This is a genomic window from Mycobacterium sp. (assembly GCF_049278535.1).
In the GTDB taxonomy this organism is placed as follows: domain Bacteria; phylum Actinomycetota; class Actinomycetes; order Mycobacteriales; family Mycobacteriaceae; genus Mycobacterium.
On record NZ_JBAPMI010000233.1, the window covers coordinates 1 to 25,145 of the forward strand.

A 25,145-nucleotide genomic window follows, 5' to 3' on the forward strand; every position below is an offset into this window, starting at 1 on the left:
CACTACAAGTTGATGCCTACCGGCGCACCATTCTTGGTGACCGACGAACAGCGGGCGCTGCGCAGCGCGGTCGCCGACCTGATGGCGCGTCACTCCAGCGAGGCCCAAGTGCGCACGCAGATGGCGAGCGACACGGGTTTTGACGCCACCGTGTGGCATGAACTGGCGGCCATGGGTCTGACCGGACTGCTGATCGACGAGCAGTATGGCGGCGCCGGCGCGGGCCCGGTGGAAATGGGTATCGCGATGGAAGAGATGGGCCGAACGCTGCTAGTCGGCCCGTTCCTGTCGACCGCGGTGCTGGTGCCCAGCCTGCTGGCCGCGACCGGCGACGCAGCCGAGCGGGGCGCGGTATTGCCCCGGATCGCGGCAGGCGAACTAATCGCGACCGTCACCTTCGCCGAAGACGGCTCCGCCCGGTTGCCGGCCACGATAGCCACGTCCGCAGGTCAAATCGGCGACAAGTGGCACGTCACCGGGTACAAGCATTTCGTGCTCGACGGGCAGTCGGCAGAACTGTTGTACGTGCTGGCCGCGACCGACTCCGGTCCCGCCGTGTTCGCGGTCGATGCCGGTGCTCCCGGTCTGGCCGTGACGCCGCTGACCACGGTCGACCCGACGCGCAAACAATGCCGGCTGCAATTCGTCGATACCCCAGCGCGTTTGGTCGGCCGGCCGGGCGCCGGCGTCGAGGTGTTCAGTGCGGCGCTGGACCGTGCGGCACTGGCCCTGGTCAGCGAGCAGGCCGGCGCCGCGCGGCGGGCGGTCGAGATGGCGACCGAGTACGCCAAGACCCGCTACCAGTTCGGTCGGGCGATCGGCAGTTTCCAGGCCGTCAAGCACATGTGCGCCGACATGCTGCTGGAGGCCGAATCCACAGTGTCGGCGGCCCGCTTCGTCGCCGGCTCGTTCGCCGACAATTCACCCTCGCGCGTCGCAGATCTTGCTCTGGCACAAGCGTATTGCTCGGACGCCTTCGTGTTCATCGCGGCGACCAACATCCAGGTGCACGGCGGCATCGGATTCACCTGGGAGCATCCGGCGCACCTGTATCTGCGGCGGGCCCGCAGCGACGCCCAGTTGCTGGGCAGCCCATCCTGGCACCGCGAACGCTACCTGCAGCAGATCGGAGCCTGAGCCGTGACTGACGACGAACTGCGCGACGAGGTTCGGAAGTGGTTGGCGGACAACTGGAATCCCGGTATCGATCGCGCAGCCTGGGCCCACACGGTCTTCGAGGCCGGATGGACCGTCCCCAGCTGGGAACCAGAGTGCTATGGCCGCGGTGTATCGGACGCCCAATCCCGGCTCATTGCAGCCGAATTCGCTGCCGTGGGTGCACCCGGCTGCGGCCACGACCGCGGGAACCTCTTCGCCTGCACGCTGCACGACGTGGGAACCGAGGAGCAAAAGCGACGGCTGATTCCGCCGTCCATCCGCGGCGAGAGCAAATGGTGCCTGCTCTACAGCGAGCCCGGCGCGGGGTCGGATCTCGCCGGCCTGCGCACTCGGGCCGTGCGCGATGGCGACGAGTGGGTGATCAACGGGCAGAAGGTGTGGACGTCGTTCGCGAAGACCGCCGACTACGGCATGTTGGTGGCGCGAACCGACTGGGATGTGCCGAAGCACCAGGGCATCAGCTTCTTCATGCTGCCGATGCACCAGCCGGGCGTCGAGGTCCGGCCGATCCACCAGATCACCGGCGAATCGGAGTTCAACGAGGTCTTCATCGAAGACGCCCGGGTGCCGGCCGAGAACTTGGTCGGCGAGCTGAACGCCGGGTGGTCAGTGCTGCAGACCGCACTCGGTTACGAGCGCCGGTTCATGGCGGACATAGCCCGCACCGCCAAGGAAGACAAGCGCCCCCGAGACGAGAAAGCTCATCTCCTTGTCGAATTGGCGCGCGAAGCCGGTCGGCTCGACGACCCCTACATTCGTCAGCAGATCGCCCGCGTCGACGCGCTGGCCACGGTCAACCGTTGGAACACCAAGCGGTCGAAGGCCGCGACCGACCGCGTGGAGGCGGCCACACTCATGGCGCTCGGCAAGATCGCGATGTCACGGATCCTGCACGAGACGGCACGCGTTGAAACCGAAATCGTCGGTGCCGAAGCGATGTTGACCGGACCGGACAATCCCATCGGCGACGCGGTGACGTTCCGCACTTTGAACGCCTACTTCACCTCGATCGGCGGTGGCACCGACCAGATCCAGCGCAACATCGTCGGCGAACGGGTGCTGGGCCTGCCGAAAGAGCCTGAGCCGTACCGCAACACGCCGTTCCGCGAGCTGCCGCACTGATTCGGGCGCGCTGCGACGCGCCCGAACCGATGCTTGAGTTTTGCCGGCGCTACGCCCATCCTGACAGCGTGGCCCCTCCCGAAATCCCGTTTCGCGGGATTCTTGACCCGGTGGCACGCAAGCTGCGTCTTCCTTTTCGCACGCCGGACTTCATCGACCGGGTCATCCGTGGCGGGGTGAACCAGGCCGGTCGACGAACGCTGCACATGCTGATCACCACTTGGGATGCCACCGGTGGTGGTCCGTTCGCCGCCGGCGCGATCGCCACGGCGGGGCTGGCAAAAACGGTCGACGTCGCGCAGGGGCTGTTCATCGGCCCGGTCTTCGACCCACTACTCAAGGCGCTCGGCGCCGACCAGATAACGTTCCGCGCCGCGCTCTGTTCATCGCAAGTGGTCGGAGTGGGCATCATGCGCTACGTGGTGCGTGTCGAGCCGATCCAGTCCATGGATGTCGACACGCTGGTCGACGCGGTCGCACCGACGTTGCAGCGTTACCTCGTCGGCGATATCTCCTGATTCACCCTGCTGCGTAGATTAATTGCCCGCCGATGATGGTCGCCGCAACCATCCCGGCGTCCAGCTCGGCCAGCGCTGTTTCGGGCGGAACGTTCAGCACGCACAGATCGCCCGGCTCTCCGGGTGCGACGGAACGGGGTTGGGTGGGCTGTTCGGGCCGGCCCAGGAACATCGTCAATGCGGTTCGGGCCGAGACACGTTCATCGATGCCGAGCACGGCTCCACTGGGTGCGGTGCGGTGCACCGCGGCGCGCATCGTCGCCCACGGGTCACCTTCGCCGAAGGGCATATCGGTGGACAGTGCCACCGGCACGCCCGCATCGAGCAACGACGCGACCCGCCAAAGTTGGTCGTGTTCGGCGGCGGGAACCTCGTCGAGGTACTGATCACCCCGCTCGGCAACGAAATTGGGTTGGGTCACCACGGTCACCCCGAGGTCGGCCACGTCGGCCAGACAATCCGCGGGTACGACCGCCGCGTGCTCGATGCGGTCGCCGGGATGACACCCGGTTTCACGCAGCGCCGCGATGGTCACCAATAGCTGAGCGGCGGTGACGCAGTGAATGGCGACCGGACCACCGTAGTTGTGCCGCTCGGTAATCCAACCGGCGAGCTGCTCGAGATCCAGGTCGTCGTCGTGCAGGATTCTTTTACCCGGCGCCAGACAGTGCACATGCTGGCGCAGTTCGCCGTGGCGGTGCAGGGCCGACAATCGGACGATGTCGGCGATCGCGAGATCCGGTGTCGCATCGGTGATTCCGGTAACGCCGTGGCGGATGAGCCGTTGACTGAGATCGACCAGATTGGATTCACTGCGCCCCAAGGCATCAGCCCAGGAGTCGGTGCTGTGCAGCCTGCCGTCGGAATGATCGCCCAGGCCGACGCGTTCCAGGCCGACCGAGTTGAGGATCCACAGGACTCCGCTGCGATGCTGAACCCGTAGCGGCACGGCAGGAACCACGTCGTCGAGCGCATCGCGATCCAGCGGTCCAGCGACCGAGTCGTGGTAGCCCACGGCACGGATCCAGCCGTCATCGCCGGCCGCGGCGTTCGCCAGCGCGGCAGTCAGGCCGTCGCGATCGTGAACCTGCGGCGGACCGACCCGAATCGAGGTCGCGGCGGCCGCCGCGGAATACAGGTGCACGTGGTGGTCGTGCAGGCCGGGTAACATGGTCCCGCCTGCCGCGTCCAGCAGGGCCTCACCGGGCCGTGGCGTCAACGTCTCGGCCACCTCAACGATGCGGTCGCTCACCCGAACGTCGACGGCCTCACCATCCAACGTTACCGATCGCTGAATCAGCATGTTGCGCAAAGCCTCTCGGCTACGAGATGCTCTACTTCCGCGTTGTCGGCTCCCAGCGGCGCTGCCGGTGGAGCAGCTGGCGGCGGTCCGGTCCGGTCGGCTGGCGCTTCCGAGTCCGTGGACTGCGGGAGTGCCGCGTATCGAGCGGCCACTTGAGCCATCGATACCTCGATCACCTCGCCTCCGCCGCGACGCAGCGACTCCCCCACCGCGCGAGCCGCCTCCAGACCGCTGAGCGGATCCGCGATTGCGTCGCCGAGGAATACCGGCTCGTCGGCGCCACCACCGATCAGACCCCCTGCAACCGCGGCGTCGTCACCGAATGCCGGTCGGTCCGGCTGGTCGCGATAACCCCTGATGCTCAACCAGATTCGACCCGTCCGATCGAACAGGCCCTCGGCGCTGAATCCACGCCGTCGCAGCGCCGCCGGGCGGGAGCCCTCGATCACAATGTCGGCAACGCTGAGCAGCCGGCGTACGGCATCACCGTCGACGTCGAAATCGACGGAATATGAGAGCTTTCCGGCATTCATCCAGTTGAAAAAGGCGGGCTCTCCACACCGGGTGCCGTCCGGTCGCCTGGGACTTTCCACCTTGACGACTACGGCGCCGGCACGAGCGAGCAGCTGACCGCACAGCGGTCCAGCCCACAACGACGACAAGTCCGCCACCAGTAGCCCACTGGCCCGCCGCGGCGCACCCCTGGCGCTGCTGAGCCGAACGGTCGGTGGTTCTGGCGCAGCTTCGCCCAACCCCGCGACCGCGATGTCGAGCAGCTGAGCGCGAGCGACTACGTGCGTCGTTGAATGCATTGCAGCCCAGCGGGATAGCTCCGTCCAGGGATCGCCGGTAACCCGGTCTACCTCCATCAGCGCCGGTAGTGCCGCGACGTCGTCGTCGCGCGGCAACGCGACCGCGCACCACCCGTCGGCGGTGGGCAGTAATCTGGTCGCGCCGCCGGCCGAGATGCGACCGCGGCGGTGAAGGTTCAGGATCGCTGCCCGCCCGGCCAGCGTCGTGGCGGCGTCGACTTCGACGCCGAGAAGTCCACCGATATCGGTGGTCATCCGACGGGCTTCAGCGAGCACAGCGGCGCGCGAGAAGTCAGGTGCACCGTCGGACGGGCCGGTCAAATATGCCAGCCCGCTAGCCGCCCAGTCCGATGTCCTACTCACGTTTCCCATTGTGCGTGCGACCCGGGATGTTCGGCACCGAACTGGCTTGCAGAGTTCGTGGAGCGAAACGCATGGGACGGACTGACAGGATTCTATGACTGCTCGTCACGAGGTCGGATGCCGTCGTAATCGATCAGTAGATGCCGCGGTCCGCGGAATACCTGGCTGATGCGGTAAGGCGGCGGATCCGCGACTAGCCGCGGGTTTTCCACCCGGCGCAGAAACGCCTCGAACGCAGTGTTGACCTCCAGCCGGGCCAGCGGGCCGCCGAAGCAGACGTGAATGCCGCGTCCCCAGCCCACATGCTCGTTATCCGCGCGTTGCGGGTCGAACCTGTCGGGATCTGGGAAGCGCCGCGGATCTCGATTGGCCGCAGCGTAAATCAGATAGATCGGTGATCCCCGGGGGATCGTCGTGCCGGCAATCTCGAGGTCCGCCAACGCCGACCGAGTCGGGAAGAATTGCACCGACGACTGCAGCCGCAGCACCTCTTCGATGGCGCCGGGAATCAATCCAGGCCGGCTGCGCAACAACTCGATCGATCCGGGGTTGCGCAAGACGGTAAGCACGCAGTGCGAAATCAGATTGGCCGTCGAATCATGACCGGCGACAAATAGCAGCACAGTGTTGTTCACGATCGCGCTCGGCGACATTCGCCCATCCGGTCCGTCATCGTGGACCAACTGTGAAATCATCCCGGGGCCAGGCGATTTCCCGGCCTTCTCGACCAGGCCGATGATGTATTTCTTGAAGGCGATGTTGGCCGTTACACCTTTGGCCCGGCGGGTCTGGCCCTCCTCGGTGGCGATGTCGGGGCCCAGATCGAAGAGGCCGGCCGCGATGTCGCCGACCCAAGCGTGAAACTGCGGCTCGTCCTCGATCGGCACGCCGATGATCCGGCAGATCACGTTGACCGGCAACGGATAAGCGAATTCGTCGACTACGTCCATGCGGTTCTTTTCAGCGCCCCTGTCGAGCAGCTCGTTGACGATCCGCTGACACAGCGGCTCCTGGCTGGGGATCACGTCCGGCGAATGCGGTGGGCCGAAAAACCGCATGCACTGCCGGCGCGCCCGGTCATGGTCCGGCGGATCCGAGGCGATAAAGCTCGGGTCTTGGTCGTAGGCCTGAATCATCTCCATCACGGATGCGTCGGCAGCGTGCCGATCGACCGTGACCGGCGAGCGAGCATAGCGACGGTCAGAACTCACCCGGGGGTCATGGGCCAGCGCGATGAGCTCGTCGTATCCGGTGACGGCATAGATGCCGTTGGTCACCCGCACAACCGGTGTTTTGCGCAGCTCATCAAAGTAGGGATAGGGATTGGCGCGGTTTTCATACCGCATCGCGGCGTCAAACGCTTCTTCCGGTGTCATGCGCCGCTCCTGCTCATCGCTGCTTTGGCCGGAACTCGGCGTGGCGTTCGCTGGGGGCATGTCCCGTCAGCACCACATCCGGCGCCTCGGTCAGCTCGCCGCGCGCCGGGAAATCGGCGGGCATCACCCGCATGTCCTCGGGAAAATCAAAACCCGGCGGCTGCGGCGGAAACGGTCCGGACCGCGCGATCTCGCGCCGGTAGTGCTCGATCCACTTGCCGTGGTTGAAGGTAACCGCGCCGACGATCCGGCCACGCCGACCGTAGGCCGCGGCGAACCGGCGCTGCTTCACCGAACCCTGGGTGAAGACGATCTCATTGCCAAACGACGGCACACCAACGGATTTGATGTTCACACCGAACTGACCAGACCAAAACTGCGGGATCAGCAGATGCGGCCAACGATCCACCTCCTGGCAGACCATATTGTGCGCGGCGACCCGGGCGCCCAGCACGGCGTTGTCCCAGTGTTCCATCGCCAGGAACTGGTAGTCGTAGAGCACATGCGGGGCGCGGGCGATGTCGCCGGCGACGAAGACGTTGGTGGTGATCACCCCGTTGATGTCGAACGCGCGGCACCCGGCGTCACACCCCACCCCCCAGAATCCGGCCGCCAGCCCGCAGCCCTCGAGCCACTCGACGTTGCGGATCGAACCCAACGACGTCACCACCACATCGACGTCGAGCGTGCTGCCATCGGAGAGTCGCGCACGACGCACGTGCCCGGCCGTGTCGCCCTCCAGTGCCAGCACCGAGACACCGGTACGCAGGTCTACCCCGGCGGCGCGTTGCATTTCCGCGGCGATCGCGCCGATCAACCCGCCGAGCGCCCCGGACAGCGGGGCCGGGCCACGTTCAGTAACCGTGACCTCTAAACCGAGCTCGCGGCACACCGAGGCCGCTTCCGAACCGATGAATCCGGAACCGATGATCAGCACCCGCCGGGGAGCCCCAGCCAACGCCGCCTGCAGCCGCGCGGCATCGGCACGCGTGCGCAGCGTATGAACACCCGCCAGCGCGGCCTCCTCCGCGTTGGGCCATCGCCGGGCCCGCACCCCGGTGGCGATCAGGAGCCGGTCGCCGGGAACCTCGCTGCCGTCAGCCAGCCGTATCAGCCGATTGGCGCGATCCAGCTCCGCCGCCGGCACACCCAGACGCCACTCGGCATCCACCCGGCGCAGGCGCGGCAGCTTGGTGTGGTCGGCAGCCACCCATCCCTTGAGGACCTGTTTGGACAGCGGTGGGCGATCGTAGGGTTCGTCCGGCTCGTCGCCGATGATCGTGAGCTGCCCGCGAAATCCCTCTTCCCGCAACGCTTCAGCGGCACGTAGCCCGGCGAGTGAAGCGCCGACGATGACGATGCGGCCCTTTTCTTTGAAGCCATTCGGGTTCATCGGCGTTGGCGCTATTCGGTGTCGAGCGGCTCGACGATGATCGCCTGCACCGGGCAGGACGCCGCGGCGCGCAACACCTGCACTCGCTGACTGTCATCCGGATTGGGGTCGTAGGTGAGGGCTTCCTCGCCGTTGAGCTTGAGCACCTCAGGAGCAAGGGGCACGCACTGCGCATACCCCAGGCAGCGGTTCAGGTCGACAACGATCCTCATGGCGGCCTCGATCCTCGTGGCTGAAGACCCAATGCTGCGCAGCGTACATCCGGCTGCTAAGCCAATCACGATGATCGCGAAACCTTTTCGGCACCCGGTTGGCGGCTTAAAACTGCAGCGCGGTGAAACGCCAGTCCAAGACTTGCCGTGGCTCGTCGGCGGCGTCGCTGAATGCGTAGACCAGCGATCGCAGACCCAGTAACCCACCCCCGTCGGTCGGCTCGGCGGAGTCGATGTGCAACTCGCTGTACAAAGTGTCGCCCTCATACACCGGACCGGTGTGGTCGCAGGACTGCCAGCCCAACACGGTCGCCAGGTTCGGCAACAGCTTGCTGGCCTGTGCCAGCGCCAGCCCGATGGTGTGGCCGCCGTAAACCAGGCGACGCCCACCTAAACGCGAATCATGATGCACGCCAGCGATATTCAGGGTAAGACGGGCTAGCTCTGGAGCACTGGTGACCACGTCGGCACTACTGTGCAACACCGATCCGGCCAGACCGGCGTCGAAGTGCGGCCCGGTGACCCGCTCGCGAAAAACCTCGCCATTCCAATCGGCGGCAGCCGAGGGTGGCGGAGCCAGATCGGCACCGACCTTCGACAGGTCGTCGGCGTGGTTGCAGCCCTCGGGGTCGGCGCCGGGGCTCAGCGGCAGCATCGCGCAGCGGTAGAAGTCCAGGATCAGCCGGTCTGCCTGGTCGATGGTGGTGATCCGCAGCGCCATCAGCCCGGTGGGCGCCCGCCCCGGCTTCGCGGAGTTCTTCTTGAGCCCGACGACCTCGGTGCGGGTGAACAAGGTGTCGCCGATGGCCGGGAAGCGGAAGAACGTCAGGCCGCGGTAGAACAAGTTGGCTTTGACGTGCTGGGTGGCCAGCGTCGACTGGCCTATCGCGACGTCGCAGACCAGTCCCGGGTGGGCCAGCGGCGCGGGCAGCCTGGTAACCGCGGCGGACAACTCGGCGTCCAGCGGCAGCCGCAACCGGTCGCCGAGGATGCTCTGGTGCACAGCGGCCAACCCGGGGGTCAGTGTCATCGACGGTGCGCCGGTGAAGACCTGACCGGTGTGGACCTGATCGAAGTACGGGCCGACTGTCATCGAGGCCCTCCGCCGAGGCATGCCAACATGGGCCCATGAACGACGACGAGGCGATGTTGGTCGCGACGGTGCGCGAGTTCGTCGATAAAGAGGTCAGGCCGACCGTGCGCGAAGTCGAGCATGCCAACGAGTATCCCGAAGCGTGGGTCGAGCAGATGAAGCGGATCGGCATCTACGGGCTGGCGGTGCCCGAGGAGTACGGCGGCACTCCGGTGTCGATGCCGTGCTACGTGCTGGTCACCCAGGAGTTGGCCCGCGGCTGGATGAGCCTGGCCGGTGCGATGGGCGGCCACACGGTGGTGGCCAAGCTGCTGACCCTTTTCGGCACCGAGGAGCAGAAGCAGCGCTACCTGCCGCCGATGGCCACCGGTGAGCTGCGCGCGACGATGGCGCTCACCGAACCGGGCGGTGGCAGCGACCTGCAGAACATGTCGACCACCGCAGCGCCGGATGGCGCCGATGACGCTGTACTCGTCGTCAATGGCGCCAAGACGTGGATTTCCAATGCACGCCGCTCCGGGCTGATCGCGTTGCTATGCAAGACCGACCCGGCCGCCCAGCCTCGGCACACCGGCATCTCGGTGCTGCTCGTCGAGCACGGGCCGGGGCTCACGGTGTCGCGCGACCTGCCCAAGCTGGGCTACAAGGGCGTCGAGACCTGCGAGCTGTCCTTCGACGACTATCGGGTGCCGCACTCGGCAATCCTGGGTGGCGCTGCGGGCAAAGGCTTTTCGCAGATGATGAAAGGCCTTGAGACAGGCCGCATTCAAGTGGCGTCACGCGCCTTGGGCGTGGCGACCGCAGCCCTCGACGACGCGCTGGCCTACGCGCAGCAGCGGGAGAGCTTCGGTCAGCCGATCTGGAAGCACCAGTCGGTCGGTAACTACTTGGCCGAGATGGCGACCAAGCTCACCGCCGCCCGCCAGCTCACCCGCTACGCCGCCGAGCGTTACGACAGCGGCGAGCGCTGCGACATGGAGGCCGGGATGGCCAAGCTGTTCGCCTCTGAGGTGGCAATGGAGATCGCGCTCAACGCCGTGCGGATCCACGGCGGGTACGGGTATTCCACCGAATACGACGTCGAGCGGTACTTCCGCGATGCCCCGCTGATGATTGTCGGCGAGGGCACCAACGAGATTCAGCGCAACGTCATCGCCGCGCAGCTGGTGTCCCGCGGCGGGATATAGGCGCCTGCCTCGCCGAGTGGCCAGTTAAGACACAGTTCTCATATCACGTGGATTACTTCACCACTCGACGTGTTTAACGCACCGCTTCGACTAACCCCCGTGCACCAGTTGCCACACGCACACTCAGCTGCCTTCCCGTTCCCCCGGGGGCGCTTCGGGATCCCAGCTGCCCGGCAGCATCGGCATTCGCGGTCCCCCGCAGAACTCATCGTCGGAAAGCGTGGTCAACCCCGTCGCCTCGGCGCCATCTTTCGACACCGTCCCGGCAAACCCGAGGGTTCCCGCACCACGATCCGCGGCCACCGTCGCCGCTACTCGCTCCGGGCCCCGCGGCGCGCCCCAGTCCGGGGCGACCTCGACATCCATATTCATAAACTCGTCGCCGTAGCCACGCTGTTTCGCGGGCCGTCGCCGCCGCGCCCGCGCGTGCTCCCGTGCGACCGCCGCGGCCGCCGCAGCCGCCGTATCTGATTGCGGCGCCTTCCCTTTGGCGCTGGAGCCAACCCTTGTGCTCAACTTCGAGCCGAACCCGATACTTGGCGGCCCCACCGCGTAGGGCGGCACAAATCCCGCCCCGCCCGCGGCCGCGGGCGGCGGTGTTGGCGGCGGCGGCGCGGAACCAGCGACAGTGCTCGCCATGGCCGCGGGAGCAGGCGCCGGGGCCATGCCAGGGGAGCCGAAGGACGTAAGAACAGTCGGGGCCAACCCGGCGACCTGCGGCAACAGGCTGGGCGCAGCCACGACCGGTGCCAGCGCCGGCAAAACAGCGGGTTGAGGCAGGCCGGCCAGCTCGCTCACCCCGGCCAGCCCCGCTAAGCCGCCCAATACCCCGACGGGGGCAACCACGGGGATGAGCGGCGAAATTAGGCTGTAACCGATGGCTGCAAAATCGTCCGGGCTCAGGACCAGCAAGAACGGATTAGCCAGGTACACCCACGGATCCGCCAAGAACTTGTTGATTATGTTCTCCACGTACACCACAGGATGCGCCAGGAATTCAAAGACGTGGTCGAAGCCGAACCCAAAATATAGGTGCGACAAAAAGGGGAACTGCGCCAGGAACGTCTCGACGATCTGCTGGATGTACCCCACCGGATCCTGCAAGAAGGCCGCGATGCTGAAGTTCTGGATCACGTTTACCAACGACGCCTGCAGGTTGGACAGGTTCAGCGTGGACGCGTCTTGGACGAGCTGTCCGACTTGGTGACTGGCGCCGCCCCAGGAGTCGCTCCACGTCGACAGCGGTTTTACCACCGCCGGGGCCGGGGTGATTTGTGGCGTCGACGCCACCGCGGTGCTGGAGGTCGCTTCATAGGCGCTCATCGTGCTGGCGGCCTGTATCCACATCCGCACGTAGTCAACCTCGTTGAGTGCAAGCGGGATCGTGTTAATTCCGAAGAAATTGGTCGCAACCAGCACGCCGTGGACCATGTGGTTGGTGGCCAGCTCGGGCAGGGTCGGCATCGCCGCTAGCGCGGCGGTGTGGGCGGCAGCCGCGGTCTCATGCTGGGCGGCCGCTGCGGCACTGATGTCGCTGGCCTGCATCAACCACGCCAGATAGGGCAAATGCGCGGCCACATAGGACTCCGCGCTCGGCCCCTCCCATGCCCCCGCTTGCACGTCGGCCAACACCGCGGAGAGTTCCTGGGCCACCGACGCGTATTCAGCGCTCAACGTGTTCCACGCCCCCGCCGCCGCCAGCAAAGACCCCGGCCCAGGACCACTGCTCAGCAACGCCGAATGCACCTCCGGCGGCGCGGCCATCCAGATGGGCGCCGTCATAATCCGCAGCCAACCAGATATGACGACGCCGCCTCGCCGATCGCACCACTGGTGCCCGACTCGCCCTCCCCGGCCCGAGCTGCAATAGTGCCGGCGTCCCAGTTGCCCACGCCCGTATCGTCCCTCGCTGACGCTGAGTTAAACCTCGCAAGTTAGCATAGCGTTAGCTAACTTGTAGGTCTCCGGAATGCCGTGATCCGATGAACCGGCTGTTCACCCGACGGAAGATGTGCCACGCCGAACCGGAAGTGCCCGCTAGGTTTTCACATCCACCAGGCCCCACGCCAGCGCAGTATCGGCATCAATGCTGCGACCGCTCAGCACCAAATACGCTGTGCGCCAACGTCCTATCCTTCGGCTAACGCTGACGGTACCGCCGGCGCCGGGAATCAGCCCGAGGCTCAGCTCGGGCAGCCCGAACACCGAATCCGGCGCGGCCACAATCCGGCCACAGAAGGCGGCCATCTCCAATCCACTGCCCAATACTTGGCCATGCACTTCGGCGCGGCACGCCGCCCCAAGCCGAGCGGTCACCGCGTCGAGCGCCAGCGCCGGGCTGTGCCGGGTGCGGGCCAGATGCGCGCTGGCCGGGTCGGCGAACGTGCCGAACTCGGCGAGGTCGCCCCCGCTGCAGAACGACGGCCCATTGCCGGTCAGCACCACCTCGTCCACCGACGGATCGAGTTGCGCCACAGCCAATGCCTCCAACAGCGCGGCGCGGGCGTCGGTGGAGAACGCGTTGTGGCGCTGCGGGCGGTTGAACGCGATGTGCAACGTCTCGCCGTCGCGGTGGGCTTGCACCGGATCAGCGATGTCAGGCATTGCGGCCGGGCCGCGTTCGGCCAGCCAGCGGGCGAACTCCGGGCCGGCCTGCAATGTGGAGTAGGCCAGCGACTCGGTCATCACTCCGGACAGCGCCGGCCCAGCCGGATCCACCGAGCGCAGCACGTCATCGCAAGTCGCCACGGCGATCGGCCACTTCTCGGCCCGCGCCGTCAGCTCGTCCAGCGCCGCATCGATCGATGCGACGGTGACCGCCCTGCGGTCGCCGGTCTCATCCTCGGTGAGGGTGAATGTCGCGTGCTGCAACCAAAATTCAGCTGCGCCCGCCAACGACCCGACGGCCACCACCGGGGCGCCGCAGAACGCGGTGTCGACGTCGGAGGCCGGCTCCGACACCCCGACGACGCGCAGAGTCACACCGAATACTTCTTGACCAGTTCGTGTTTGAACATTTTTCCGGTATCGGTGCGCGGCAGCTGTACTTCGAACGAGATCGACCGCGGACACTTGTAATGCGCCAACCGCTCACGCAGCCAGGTGACCAGATCACCCGCGAACTCATCGGTCGCGTCCGCCGGATCGACAGTTTGCACCGCCGCTTTGACGCTTTGGCCCATCTCGTCGTCGGGAATGCCAAACACCGCCGCGTCAAGCACCTTTGGATGGGTGACGAGCAGGTTCTCGGCTTCCTGCGGATAGATGTTGACGCCACCGGAGATGATCATGTGGTGTCGACGGTCGGTGAGGAACAGGTAGCCGTCCTCGTCGACATAGCCGACGTCGCCCACCGTGGTCCAGCCGTGCTTGTCATGCGCGGCCGCCGTCTTCTCCGAGTCGTTGAGGTATTCGAAGGAAAAGCCTCCCTCGAAATAGATTTCGCCTGGTTCTCCGGGCGGCAATTCGTTGCCGTCCTCGTCGAGGATGTGGAGTTGGCACATCATCGGCTTGCCGACCGAGCCGGGGTGGGCCAGCCACTCGTCGGCGCTGATCAACGTCGATCCGATGGCTTCCGAGGAGGCGTAGTACTCGTCGACGATCGGCCCCCACCAGTCGATCATCTGTTTCTTGATCTCCACCGGGCACGGGGCCGCCGCGTGCATGACCCGTTCCAGGCTGGACAAATCGAACGAATTACGCTTTGCCTCAGGTAGTTTCAGCATTCGGGTGAACATGACGGGCACGAATTGGCCGTGCGTCACCCGGTGGCGCTGGATGGCGTCCAGGCAGCCTTCGGGATCGAACTTCTCCATCACGACCGTGGTGATGCCGCCGGCCTGCACGGTCATCGACCACACTGACGGCGCGGTGTGATACAGCGGCGCCGGACTGAGATAGACCGCGTCCGGGTGCATCCAGAATCCGACCAGGGCCGACATCATGCCCGGGGCCTCGGCGGGCGAGACGTGCGGTAGCTCCCGTTTGATTCCTTTGGGCCGGCCGGTGGTCCCCGAGGAGTACTGCAGCAGGTCGCCTTCGATTTCGTCGTCGATCGGCGTATCCGGTTGATCGGCAACACATTCGGGGTAACACTGCCAGCCGTCGAGGTCATCATCGGCGATCAGCAGCAGTTCCGGCAGGCCGCCCGGAAGGTGCTCGGCGAGGTTCTCGCAGGTCTTGCGCAGCGCGGCCGAACCGATGATCGCCTTGGCGGCGCTGTTGTCGATGATGTAGGCCGCTTCCGGTGCGGTCAGGTGCGTGTTGATCGGCACGTAGTACAGCCCGGCCCGCCGCGCCGCCCACATCACCACGTGGATGTGCTCGTTGTTCTCCATCAGGATCGCGACCGCGTCGCCTTCAACCAGGCCGGCCCGCCGGAAGTAGTGCGCCAACCGATTGGCCCGGGCTTCCAGTTCGTCGAACGTGATCACCGTGCCGGACGGGTGAAGAATGATGGCGGGTTTGTTGCCTCCACCTTGGCCGGAGGTGTGCTGGCGAATCTGCATGGGCAGACTTTACCGCCGCAAAAATTGACAGCTGTCAAGAGGGCGTGATCGGCTGTGGACCTACCCCTCGTGCACCGGCGCGGGCCGGTGCGGGTGACCACCGTGCCGCTTGGCCTGACCGGCGAACGGCGCGGACAGCGTCGGCAGCAGTTGGCGGCGATTGCTCACCACCGCAACAACAGCCACCACCGCATACACCGCGCTGATGGCCAAGCGCCCTTCGGTCGAGGTGAGCGGGAACTGCACGACGAACAAACCGAGTAGCAGCCAGGCGGCCCAGCGCTGGAACCGCAAGCCGAGCAACAGCGTCACACCCATCAACGTCTGCGCGGCGGTCAACACGATCTCCTCGATTTGGCGGCTGTCCAGATGCATCGAGGCACTTCCTCCGCCGAGCATGAACGCCACCGGCAGCGACCCGATGAGCAAGGTCCACTGGTTGACCTTCGCCGAGACCAGCGTCGAGATTGCGGCGCCACCCTTGCCCCGGGCCGCGAAGATGGTCGCGATGATGAACTCCGGGGCCTCCGATGCGAGCGGGGCCAGCCACTGCACCAACAGGAAGCGGTCGATACCCAGCTGGGTGCCGGCGCTAATCAAGTTGTCGGCGAACGGTTTTGCGCAGGTCACGATCACCGCGGCCGCGAAAATGAACAGCCCGGACACCGCGGCCCGGCGCACCCGGTCGGGCAGTGCGCCCAGCGCCGCCGCAGTGCCGACCAACTCGGGCTCCTCGACCTCGCCGCGGCTCAGCTTGTACAGGTAGAAGCCGAACCAGCCCAGCAGAGCCACGCCGAAGGCGATGTGGATGCCGCCGGTAACCGGGATGAGGAAGGCGACCACCCCGGCGATCATCAGGAAACCGATCTCCACCCGGTTACTGGCATCGAGATCCAGTCCGCCGACTCTGCGGCCGGTCGCCCGGCGCGCCACCAGCACACTGACCAGAACGACGACCGGCCACCCCAGACCCATCAGCAGCCGATTCGAGCCGGTCATGTTCGCGGCCGCGTACTGCGTGTAGGCAGGCACGTGGCCGGCGGTGTACGCGTAGTACAGGTCGACGGCGTACTCGGGCAGCACGGCGATGACGGCCAGCACGGCCACCGCGAGGCTGCCGGACACGTCAATCTGAGCGGCTTCCGCGGCCCAGGCCAACACAAAGCTGGCACCCACGACGGCGCCACCGAAGACGAGTAGACCCAGAACGGGCTCGAGGTGGACACCAAGGATGCGCAGCACCAAAGCGGGGCAAATGACAACGCTGACGATCGCGAGCGAACGGAATAACGTCCCCGACGGTGCACCTGACTCCGTTACAGGGCACGCGATGATCGTCACGTCGCCAAGGTACCCGCCGAGCATCTATCCAGCAACATAGCCTGGCTACTGAACGGATGCGGCCTACGAATCAAATTTGCTGGTCAGCAAGGTCGCAATCGAGAATTCGGCTGACCGATCTTTCGTATGTGGCTACCCTGCAGCAGCCGCGGGGGTGCTTAGTCGGACTCGGCCAGACGCTGCTTGAGCGCCTCGAACTCGTCCCGGACACCGGTGGGCAGCTTGTCGCCGACGAACTCGAACCACTCCTCGATCAGCGGGAGCTCCTGGCGCCACTCGTCGGCGTTGACCGCCAGCGCGCGGTTCACGTCGGAGGCGTCGACATCGAGGTTGGTCAAGTCGAGGTCATCGGAGGTGGGAACGACGCCGATCGGGGTCTCCTGGCCACCCGCCTGGTGTTCGATGCGGTCGACGATCCACTTGAGCACCCGGCTGTTCTCACCGAAGCCCGGCCAGAGGAACTTGCCGCCCTCGCCACGCCGGAACCAGTTGACGAAGAACACCTTCGGCAGCTTGGACTCGTCAGAGTTCTTACCGAGGTCGATCCAGTGCTGGAAGTAGTCGCCGACGTTGTAGCCGAGGAACGGCAGCATGGCCATCGGGTCGCGGCGCACGGCGCCGACCTTGCCCTCGGCCGCGGCAGTCTGCTCGCTGCCCATCGTGGCTCCCATGAACACGCCGTGCTGCCAGTCGCGGGCCTCGGTCACCAACGGCACGGTGGTCTTGCGACGAGCACCGAACAGGATGCCCGAGATCGGCACGCCCTGCGGGTCGTCCCACTCCGGCGCCAGGATCGGGCACTGTGACATCGGGGTGCAGTAACGCGAGTTCGGATGCGCGGCTTTGGTTTCCGTCTCGCGGAGGAGCCAGTCGTTGCCCTTCCAGTCGATCAGGTGATCCGGCTCGCCCTCCAGGCCTTCCCACCACACGTCACCGTCATCGGTGAGTGCGACGTTGGTGAAGACGGTGTTGCCCGCCGCGATGGTCTTCATGGCGTTGGGATTGGAGTCCCAGTTCGTGCCGGGTGCGACGCCGAAGAAACCGAATTCCGGGTTGACCGCGTAGAGCCGGCCGTCCTTGCCGAACCGCATCCAGGCGATGTCGTCACCGAGGGTCTCGGCGCGCCAGCCCGGAATCGTCGGCTGCAGCATCGCCAGGTTGGTCTTGCCACAGGCCGAGGGAAAGGCAGCGGCGAAGTAGTACGCCTTGTTCTCCGGCGAGATCAGCTTGAGGATCAGCATGTGCTCGGCGAGCCAGCCCTCGTCATGGGCCATCGCCGAGGCGATCCGCAATGAATAGCATTTCTTTCCCAGCAACGCATTTCCGCCGTAGCCGGATCCGAAGCTCCAGATTTCCCGGGTCTCGGGAAAGTGTGTGATGTATTTCGTGTCGTTGCACGGCCACGGCACGTCTTTTTGCCCTGGCTCCAGCGGAGCGCCGATCGAGTGCAACGCCTTCACGAAAAAGCCGTCATCGCCAAGCTTTTCCAATGCGGCCTTGCCCATTCGTGTCATCACCTTCATCGAGGCGACGACGTACTCGGAGTCGGTGATCTCCACGCCGAGCTTGGGGTCCTCGGCTCCGAGCGGGCCCATGCAGAACGGGACGACCCACATGGTGCGTCCGCGCATGCAGCCGCGGTACAGCTCGGTCATGGTGGCCCGCATCTCGGCGGGCGGCTTCCAGTTGTTGGTCGGGCCCGCGTCGACCTCGCGCTCCGAGCAGATGAAGGTCCGCGACTCGACCCGCGCCACGTCGGACGGGTCCGACAGCGCCAGGTAGGAGTTCTTGTGCTTCTTCTCGTTGAGCTTCGTGAAGGTGCCGGCCTCCACCAGTTGGTCGGCGAGCCGCTGCCACTCCTCGTCGGAGCCATCCGCGAAGACCACCCGGTCCGGCTGGGTCAGCTCGGCGACCTCCTCGACCCAGGACAGCAGTCCTTGGTGGTTCGTCGGGGCGGTATCCAGACCAGGAACGGTCGCTGAAGTCATCAAAATCTCCTGCACTCGCTTTTGCACGTGTTGCGCGGCTGGTTTTGCGCGGCGGCCTCAACACAGGTTATCCCGAGGTGGATACCCATAAAAAGCCGAGGGTGTATTGGTTAACTCACAGGAACGATTCAGAACGCGTTGTCTGCGGTGTCTGCCGGTGAACTTTCGTCAATTCCCTCATCGCCACCATCAGCGGGCACCGACTCCTCGGACGGGACGCCCACGTCGTCGGACGCGGTGCCGGCGTCATCCTCGGGCTGCTCGGGCTCTGCGCCCTCGCCGAGCGCCGCCCGAACCGCCTCGAGGGCGGCCAGCAGGGTCGGCATCTCCCGACCACGCAGTGCGGCGGCGCGCGCGCCGACGACGGAGTGCTCGCGCAGCTCGGTGTCGATGACGCTGACCTGCTCGGCGACCCGGGTGCTCTCGCCCTCGTCCTGCTCGCCCAGCGCGGCGGTGAGCGACGACTCCGCCGCGACCACCCGAGTCGCCACCAGTTGCTCGACGGCGGACTGCAGTAGCGCGGTCGCCTCGCCGGCCCAACGGTCGAGCAGTCCGCGGTCGCGTAGCAGCCCGCGGGTGTTGATCACCCAGACCGTGAGCGCCAGGCCTATCGCTGCACATGCGACGGCTCCGGCCAGCGTGAGGCCGGGCGTGAGGTCGGCCAGCAGCCGACTGAGCGTCAGCGCCACCCCTAACCCGAAGCCGGCGCCCACCAGCATCATCAGCCGGGTCTCCAGCTTGCGCGACTTCAGCTGCGGCGCCGGCAGGTCGATCGTCGGGAGCGGGCCCGAGGCCCGCGCGTCGAAGGGGAGGCCCAACCCCTGCGCCATGTCGGACAGATGCGTGGTGGTGCCGCTGTCGACCTCGGCAATCACCTCGTTGAGGCGAACGCCCGCATAGGACTCGAACTCACCCAGCTTGGCCCTGGTCAGGCTCGCGGCATCTTCCTGCAGCTCGGAGCGGACCGAGGCGCAGCGGTTGCGTGCGAAGTAGGACAGCTGAACCCGCGCCTGCTGGGTTTGGCTGCGCAGCGCGATCGTCCGCTCGGACTTGGACAGCCGCCGCTGCCGCAGAATCGCGCTGCGCTCGTCCCGCAACGCCTCGACCCGGGCCCGCCGGCCCGCGCCATCGGCGTCGCGATCGTGTCTGTCGACGACGGTCTGGAGCCGGGAGTTCCACGCCCGCAACCTGTTTCGGCGCGGAAGGTCCGTGTCGGCAAGTCGATCGGATACCGCGGTGGCAAGGTCGTCGATCCGTGGTTCACCGGATTCGGGCGCCGCGGCCACCCCGACCCACGGCACGTCGCGATAGCGCGCGGCGTGGGATGTCAGTACCTCACGGTCGCTGGCCAGGACCTCTTCCCAGTTGCGGTGGACGTCGATCTTGGACACCGCCCCGATCACCGCGTCGGTCTCAGCCGTCGACGCGTCGAGCAGTGCACAGTCGGACTCGGTCAACGAGGCGGCCGCCGAGACCACGAACACCACCGCCGTCGGCGCTTCGCCGGGCTGCAGGTCCGTCGACTCGACGAACTTCTGGTCGGGCAGCCGTTCGGTCAGCGCGGCTACGACGCCGGTCACGCCGGCCAGCCACGGCCCGGTGACCAGCACGACGTCGAGCCGGTTGATGCTCGGCGCGTCGAGTCGGGGCCCGATCGCGGCGACCATCGCATCCACCTCGGCAACCGTGTCGTTGCTTGGCTTCTTGGTCACACCGCCCCTCCGACCTTCGTCCACAGCCGGAGCGAGCCCCTGACGATGTCGGCGCCGCAGGCGCGATGGGCACCGGTGACCGGTCCGCGCCGGTAGCGCTGCCAGTGCACCGCACGGCGCAAATGCACATCAGCGGTGTCGCCGCGATCGACCTCGATGCCGATCGCCTCGACGACGTCCACCGCGGCCATCATCCGGGCGACCACCGTGTCGTCGCGGGTCAGGAACGCGCTGATCCGCTGGTCGGTGACGGCTAGCGTCTCCAGTTCGGCGACTGCATCAAGTACACGCTGGTAGCGCACCTGCGCACCGAGCGCCTCGATCTTGTCGGCGACCTCGTCAATACAGCTCAGACTCCGAAGCAAGGCATCGACGGCGGCGCGGGTGGCTCCGCGGCGAATCGCGACCGTCGCCTGCGCGACACCGAACTCGTCGAGCGCGCCGATCAGCCGACGGCGCACATTCGCGTCCACTGGGTGCCCACCGGCCAGCGTCTGCAGGCCTGCCCACACGCCGTCATCGAGCAGGTCGTCGAGCGCGAGGATCCCCACCAAAGGCTCGATCGGCGTGCCGGCGTGGACGGACAGCTGCGCACACCGGGCCCTCGCCGCATTCGTCGGTCCGTGCGGGTGGCAGCCGGATGCAGTCGTCGCGATCAGATCTGCCTTGTTCAGGACCGCGAGCATCGGCCGCCGGGCTGTGGACAGCGCGTCGAGGTCCTCGGGCTTAGCCACTTCAGCGAGCACGTAGACGTCCAGGTCGGCGGCCGACGAGGTGGTCAGGGCGATCGTCCCGCGCAGCTCACCGGCCAGCGTCAGAGCGTGCGCAACTGTGCGGCGGCCGACGCCGTTGCGGCCCGCTACCGCCACCCGCAACGGGGTGGCCAGCCGCCTGGCAATCGCGGCGCAGCGCGGGTCCGAAACCGCGGCCGCAAACTGCTCCAGCTCTTCGACGAAAATCGGATGCCCCTATCCGCTCATAATTCGCCTTGCAGTTGCTGCTAACGACCCATTGTGGCCGAGCAGCTGCCGTTTGCTGCGCAGCACCACGGGTATATCGGTCGAATGGTGACATTTGCACGGCCCCGAAGCGAGTCACCACATACCAGCCAAAGGCAACTGTTGGGTATCAATCTGCACCGCGGGCAGCACCATGATGGATTCATGGGTAACGATGAACGGATGCGCGCGCAGCCCTCGGTGGACGCGGCCTCACCGCCCACGTCTGCCCCGATCCCGCCTGCCGCGCGTCTGAGCGGTTATCGCCGCAACACCAATTTCCGCTCGCGGCGCTCTCAGTTGTCGTCCGCTCAGCACCGAACCTGGGAGAGGCTGTGGCCCGAACTCGGCTACGTCGCCACGCCACGACACGACCCCGAAGCCCCGGCCGAACCGCTGGACACGCACGCCTGGTTCGGTCGCGACGCGCCACTCGTTCTTGAAATCGGCTGTGGCACAGGAACTTCCACACTGGCGATGGCGCAGTCCGAGCCAGACGTCGACGTGGTCGCGGTGGAGGTGTATCGCCGCGGCCTGGCCCAGCTGCTCTCCGCTATCGACCGCGAAGGTGTCACCAATATCCGGCTGATCCGCGGCGACGCCGTCGACGTGTTGGACCAGTTGATTGCGCCCGGCTCCCTGAGTGGGGTGCGGGTGTTCTTCCCAGACCCGTGGCCGAAAGCCCGTCACCACAAGCGCCGGCTGTTGCAGCCCGCAACGGTGACCATGATCGCTGACCGGCTGCGTCCCGGCGGAGTGCTGCACGCCGCTACCGACCATGCCGGCTACGCCGAGCAGATCGCCGCGGTCGGCGACGCCGAACCCAGGTTGGCCAGGCTGGATGCCCGCGCCGATACGCCGATCTCCATCGTCCGCCCCGTCACGAAGTACGAGGGTAAGGCCCAGGATGCCGGCAGTGCCGTCGCCGAATTTTTATGGGAGCGCCGCGCCGAGGGGACCCGCCCATGAGCCTCACTGAAGAAACAACCAGCGCCCCGGTGCTGACCGGCGACCCCATCGCCGGAGGAGCGCCGACGGCGCGGCAGGTACTTCTGGTCTGGGATGCGCCAAACCTGGACATGGGCCTGGGATCCATCCTGGGTCGTCGTCCGACCGCGACGGAACGGCCCCGCTTCGACGCGCTGGGCCGCTGGCTGTTGAGCCGGACGGCCGAAGTCGCCGCCAACCGGGACGACGTGTCGGCCGAGCCGGAGGCCACCGTGTTCACCAACATCGCGTCGGGCAGCGCCGACGTGGTCCGACCGTGGGTCGATGCATTGCGCAATGTCGGCTTCGCCGTCTTCGCCAAGCCCAAGCTCGACGAGGACAGCGACGTCGACAGCGACATGCTCGCGCACATCGCGCAGCGGTCGCAGCAGGGCCTGGCGGCGCTGATGGTGGCGTCCGCCGATGGTCAGGCCTTCCGAATTCCGCTGGAGGAAATCTCTCGCGACGGGATACCCGTTCAAGTGCTCGGATTTCGCGAACATGCTAGTTGGGCGCTAGCGTCGGATACCTTGGAGTTTGTCGACCTGGAGGACATCGCGGGTGTTTTCCGGGAGCCGCTGCCGCGGATCGGACTCGATTCGCTGCCTGAGAAGGGGGCGTGGCTACAACCGTTCCGGCCACTGTCCTCGTTGCTGACCTCGCGTGTCTGACAACTCAAAACTTATGCGCGGGTCGTTGCAGATCCAGTAAGGAGCTTACGTGTTCGCCTGGTGGGGACGAACTGTATATCGCTACCGGTTCATCGTGATCGGCGTGATGGTGGCGCTGAGCCTGCTCGGCGGCATCTTCGGGATCAGCCTCGGCAAGCACGTCACACAGAGTGGGTTCTACGACGACGGCAGCCAGTCAGTCAAGGCATCGGTACTCGGCGACAACACCTACGGGCGCGACCGCACCAGCCACATCGTCGCGACCTTCACCGCACCCAAGTCGCTCAACGACCCAGCGTGGCAGCACAAGATCGTCGACGAGCTCAACGCTTTCAAGAAAGACCACCCGGATCAGGTGGTCGGCTGGGCCGGCTGGCTGGCCGCACCGACCAGCACCGACTCCGTCATCAAGGGCATGGCCAGCGAAGACGGTAAGCACACGTTCGTCAGCATCCCCCTCAAGGGCAACGACGACGACACGATTCTGACCAATTACAAGGTCATCGAGCCGGATCTGCAGAAGCTCAACGGCGGCAAGGTCCAACTCGCCGGCCTGGAGCCGATCGCCAACGCATTGACCGGCACCATCGCAACTGACCAGAAGCGCATGGAAGTGCTGGCGCTGCCGCTGGTAGCGGTGGTGCTTTTCCTGGTGTTCGGCGGTGTGATCGCAGCCTCGCTGCCGGTGATGGTGGGCGGCCTGAGTATCGCCGGTTCGCTCGGCATCTTGCGATTCATCACGATGTTCGGGCCCTTGAGTTTCTTCGCTCAACCAGTCGTGTCCATGATGGGTTTCGGTATTGCCATCGACTACGGGCTGTTCGTGGTGAGTCGTTTCCGTGAGGAGATCGCCGAGGGGTACGACACCGAGGCCGCAGTACGCCGAACGGTGATGACAGCCGGTCGCACGGTCGTGTTCTCGGCTGTCCTGATCGCCGCGTCGGCGGCCAGCCTCTTTTTGTTGCCGCAGGGCTTCGTCAAATCGCTGACCTACGCGGTAATCATCTCGGTCACGCTGGCTGCGGTGCTGTCGATCACGCTGCTGCCGGCCTGCCTGGCAGTCCTCGGCACCCACGTCGACGCGCTCGGCGTGCGGACCCTGTTCCGGATACCTTTCCTGGCGAACTGGAAGCCGTCGCGGGCCTACCTGAACTGGCTGGCCGATCGGCTGCAGAAGACCAAAACCCGCGAAGAGGTGGAGGCCGGATTCTGGGGCAAGCTGGTCAACGTCGTCATGAAGCGGCCGCTGGTGTTCGCCATTCCCATCGTCATCGGGATGATCGCGCTGGTCATCCCACTGCACAACCTCTCCTTCGGCGGGATGAGCGAGAAGTATCTGCCGCCGGACAACTCGGTACGTCTAGCGCAGGAGAACTTCGACAAACTCTTCCCCGGCTATCGCACCAACCAACTGACGTTGGTGATAAAGAGCGACAACCACAGCAAAATCACCGATCAGCAAGTCGCCGAGATTCGTAATGACGCCGCGTCGATCACCGGGTTCACCGACACCACCTGGCAGGAACGGGCCTGCCCCACGATCGAGGGCAACCCGTGCGTCTCGGGACAGAATGCAAGCCACCCCAAGGACGACTCGGTTCGGGTGATCCAGAACGGTCTGGCGAAGGCGAGCGACGCCGCGAAGAAGCTGTCCGAGCTGCGATCGGTCACGCCCCCGCGGGGCCTGACCGTGCTGGTTGGTGGCGTTCCCGCGCTGGAGCAGGACAGCATCCACAGCTTGTTCGACAAAGCACCGCTGATGCTGGTAGTGCTGCTGACCACGACGATGCTGCTGATGTTCCTGGCGTTCGGATCGGTGGTGCTGCCGATCAAGGCCGCGGTGATGAGCGCGTTGACCTTGGGCTCCACGCTGGGCATCCTGACCTGGATCTTCGTCGACGGACATCTCTCAAGCTGGCTGAATTTCACGCCGACACCATTGATGGTCGTCCTGATCGCGTTGGTTGTCGCCGTGGGATTCGGCCTGGCCACCGACTACGAGGTCTTCCTGGTCTCGCGGATGGTGGAGGCCAGAGCGCGCGGCATGTCCACCGCCGAGGCCATCCGGATCGGTACCGCGACCACCGGTCGCCTGATCACCGCGGCCGCATTGGTGCTCGCCGTGGTCGCCGGTTCGTTTGTGTTCTCCGATTTGGTGATGATGAAGTACCTGGCGTTCGGGCTGATGGCGGCACTGCTGTTGGACGCCACCGTCGTCCGGATGTTCCTGGTGCCCTCGGTGATGAAACTGCTCGGCGACGACTGCTGGTGGGCGCCGATGTGGATGAAACGACTGCAGAACCGGCTGGGGCTCGGTGAGATTCACCTACCCGACGAGCGCAAGTTGCCGCCGCGGACGCGGTCGTCCCGACCGGCGTCCAC

At 66.0% G+C, this 25,145-nt stretch carries 20 protein-coding genes; 7 read left to right on the top strand and 13 right to left on the bottom strand.

Going from position 1 to position 25,145, the window contains the following annotated elements; translation table 11 throughout:
- Positions 1–12 precede the first annotated feature (12 nt).
- From WAO18_RS15955 to WAO18_RS15965, 3 genes are read left to right on the top strand one after another with little or no spacing between them, the layout of a single operon-like run.
- On the top strand, positions 13–1,137 hold the full coding sequence (locus tag WAO18_RS15955; RefSeq protein ID WP_422207248.1) for an acyl-CoA dehydrogenase family protein: 1,125 nt from the start codon (positions 13–15) through the stop codon (positions 1,135–1,137).
- Positions 1,138–1,140: 3 nt separating this feature from the next.
- Positions 1,141–2,301, top strand: a complete 1,161-nt coding sequence (locus tag WAO18_RS15960) for an acyl-CoA dehydrogenase family protein (protein WP_422207230.1) — start codon at positions 1,141–1,143, stop codon at positions 2,299–2,301.
- Positions 2,302–2,330: 29 nt separating this feature from the next.
- Positions 2,331–2,819, top strand: coding sequence for a hypothetical protein (locus WAO18_RS15965; protein ID WP_422207231.1), 489 nt, complete (start codon positions 2,331–2,333; stop codon positions 2,817–2,819).
- Between the two features lies 1 nt (position 2,820).
- Here the strand turns inward: WAO18_RS15965 and WAO18_RS15970 are convergent, their stop codons facing one another.
- The 6 genes from WAO18_RS15970 to WAO18_RS15995 form a co-directional block, all read right to left on the bottom strand.
- Positions 2,821–4,122, bottom strand: a complete 1,302-nt coding sequence (locus WAO18_RS15970; RefSeq protein ID WP_422207232.1) for an amidohydrolase family protein — start codon at positions 4,120–4,122, stop codon at positions 2,821–2,823.
- On the bottom strand, positions 4,116–5,306 hold the full coding sequence (locus WAO18_RS15975) for a CoA transferase (protein ID WP_422207233.1): 1,191 nt from the start codon (positions 5,304–5,306) through the stop codon (positions 4,116–4,118). The genes WAO18_RS15970 and WAO18_RS15975 overlap by 7 nt, the downstream gene beginning before the upstream one ends.
- An 83-nt stretch (positions 5,307–5,389) precedes the next feature.
- Entirely contained in the window at positions 5,390–6,673 is a 1,284-nt protein-coding gene (locus tag WAO18_RS15980; RefSeq protein WP_422207234.1) for a cytochrome P450, read from the bottom strand.
- A 13-nt stretch (positions 6,674–6,686) separates the two neighbouring features.
- Positions 6,687–8,066 (bottom strand): NAD(P)/FAD-dependent oxidoreductase, encoded by a 1,380-nt coding sequence (locus WAO18_RS15985; protein ID WP_422207235.1) that lies wholly within the window; start codon positions 8,064–8,066, stop codon positions 6,687–6,689.
- 11 nt (positions 8,067–8,077) lie between these two features.
- Positions 8,078–8,278 carry a ferredoxin gene (locus tag WAO18_RS15990; RefSeq protein WP_422207236.1) on the bottom strand — a complete coding sequence of 67 codons (201 nt, stop codon included), beginning with the start codon at positions 8,276–8,278 and terminating at the stop codon, positions 8,078–8,080.
- A gap of 106 nt (positions 8,279–8,384) precedes the next feature.
- Positions 8,385–9,371 (bottom strand): MaoC family dehydratase, encoded by a 987-nt coding sequence (locus WAO18_RS15995; protein ID WP_422207237.1) that lies wholly within the window; start codon positions 9,369–9,371, stop codon positions 8,385–8,387.
- A 35-nt stretch (positions 9,372–9,406) separates the two neighbouring features.
- On the opposite strand from WAO18_RS15995, the gene WAO18_RS16000 reads away from it, so the two are divergent.
- A complete protein-coding gene (locus WAO18_RS16000) occupies positions 9,407–10,558 on the top strand; it encodes an acyl-CoA dehydrogenase family protein (RefSeq protein ID WP_422207238.1) in 1,152 nt (383 codons plus the stop codon).
- 123 nt (positions 10,559–10,681) lie between these two features.
- Here WAO18_RS16000 and WAO18_RS16005 read toward each other — a convergent pair whose 3' ends face one another.
- The 7 genes from WAO18_RS16005 to WAO18_RS16035 form a co-directional block, all read right to left on the bottom strand.
- Complete coding sequence (locus WAO18_RS16005; RefSeq protein WP_422207239.1) at positions 10,682–12,340, bottom strand: PPE family protein; 1,659 nt, start codon at positions 12,338–12,340, stop codon at positions 10,682–10,684.
- Positions 12,341–12,595: 255 nt separating this feature from the next.
- Entirely contained in the window at positions 12,596–13,540 is a 945-nt protein-coding gene (locus WAO18_RS16010) for an enoyl-CoA hydratase/isomerase family protein (protein ID WP_422207240.1), read from the bottom strand.
- Positions 13,537–15,066 carry a fatty-acid--CoA ligase FadD4 gene (gene fadD4 / locus WAO18_RS16015; RefSeq protein WP_422207241.1) on the bottom strand — a complete coding sequence of 510 codons (1,530 nt, stop codon included), beginning with the start codon at positions 15,064–15,066 and terminating at the stop codon, positions 13,537–13,539. Before fadD4 ends, WAO18_RS16010 begins: the two co-directional genes overlap by 4 nt.
- 60 nt (positions 15,067–15,126) lie before the next feature.
- On the bottom strand, positions 15,127–16,407 hold the full coding sequence (locus WAO18_RS16020; protein ID WP_422207242.1) for a sodium:proton exchanger: 1,281 nt from the start codon (positions 16,405–16,407) through the stop codon (positions 15,127–15,129).
- A 158-nt stretch (positions 16,408–16,565) separates the two neighbouring features.
- A complete protein-coding gene (locus WAO18_RS16025) occupies positions 16,566–18,395 on the bottom strand; it encodes a phosphoenolpyruvate carboxykinase (GTP) (protein WP_422207243.1) in 1,830 nt (609 codons plus the stop codon).
- Positions 18,396–18,523: 128 nt separating this feature from the next.
- On the bottom strand, positions 18,524–20,062 hold the full coding sequence (locus WAO18_RS16030; RefSeq protein WP_422207249.1) for a hypothetical protein: 1,539 nt from the start codon (positions 20,060–20,062) through the stop codon (positions 18,524–18,526).
- Between the two features lie 41 nt (positions 20,063–20,103).
- The gene (locus WAO18_RS16035) at positions 20,104–20,976 is read right to left on the bottom strand and encodes a hypothetical protein (protein WP_422207244.1); all 873 of its coding nucleotides are present in this window, start codon (positions 20,974–20,976) and stop codon (positions 20,104–20,106) included.
- A 294-nt stretch (positions 20,977–21,270) separates the two neighbouring features.
- On the opposite strand from WAO18_RS16035, the gene trmB reads away from it, so the two are divergent.
- The 3 genes from trmB to WAO18_RS16050 all read left to right on the top strand — a co-directional run.
- Complete coding sequence (gene trmB, locus WAO18_RS16040) at positions 21,271–22,074, top strand: tRNA (guanosine(46)-N7)-methyltransferase TrmB (protein WP_422207245.1); 804 nt, start codon at positions 21,271–21,273, stop codon at positions 22,072–22,074.
- On the top strand, positions 22,071–22,763 hold the full coding sequence (locus WAO18_RS16045; RefSeq protein ID WP_422207246.1) for an NYN domain-containing protein: 693 nt from the start codon (positions 22,071–22,073) through the stop codon (positions 22,761–22,763). The genes trmB and WAO18_RS16045 overlap by 4 nt, the downstream gene beginning before the upstream one ends.
- Positions 22,764–22,812: 49 nt before the next feature.
- The coding region (locus tag WAO18_RS16050; protein ID WP_422207247.1) for an MMPL family transporter at positions 22,813–25,145 on the top strand (2,333 nt) is incomplete at its 3' end.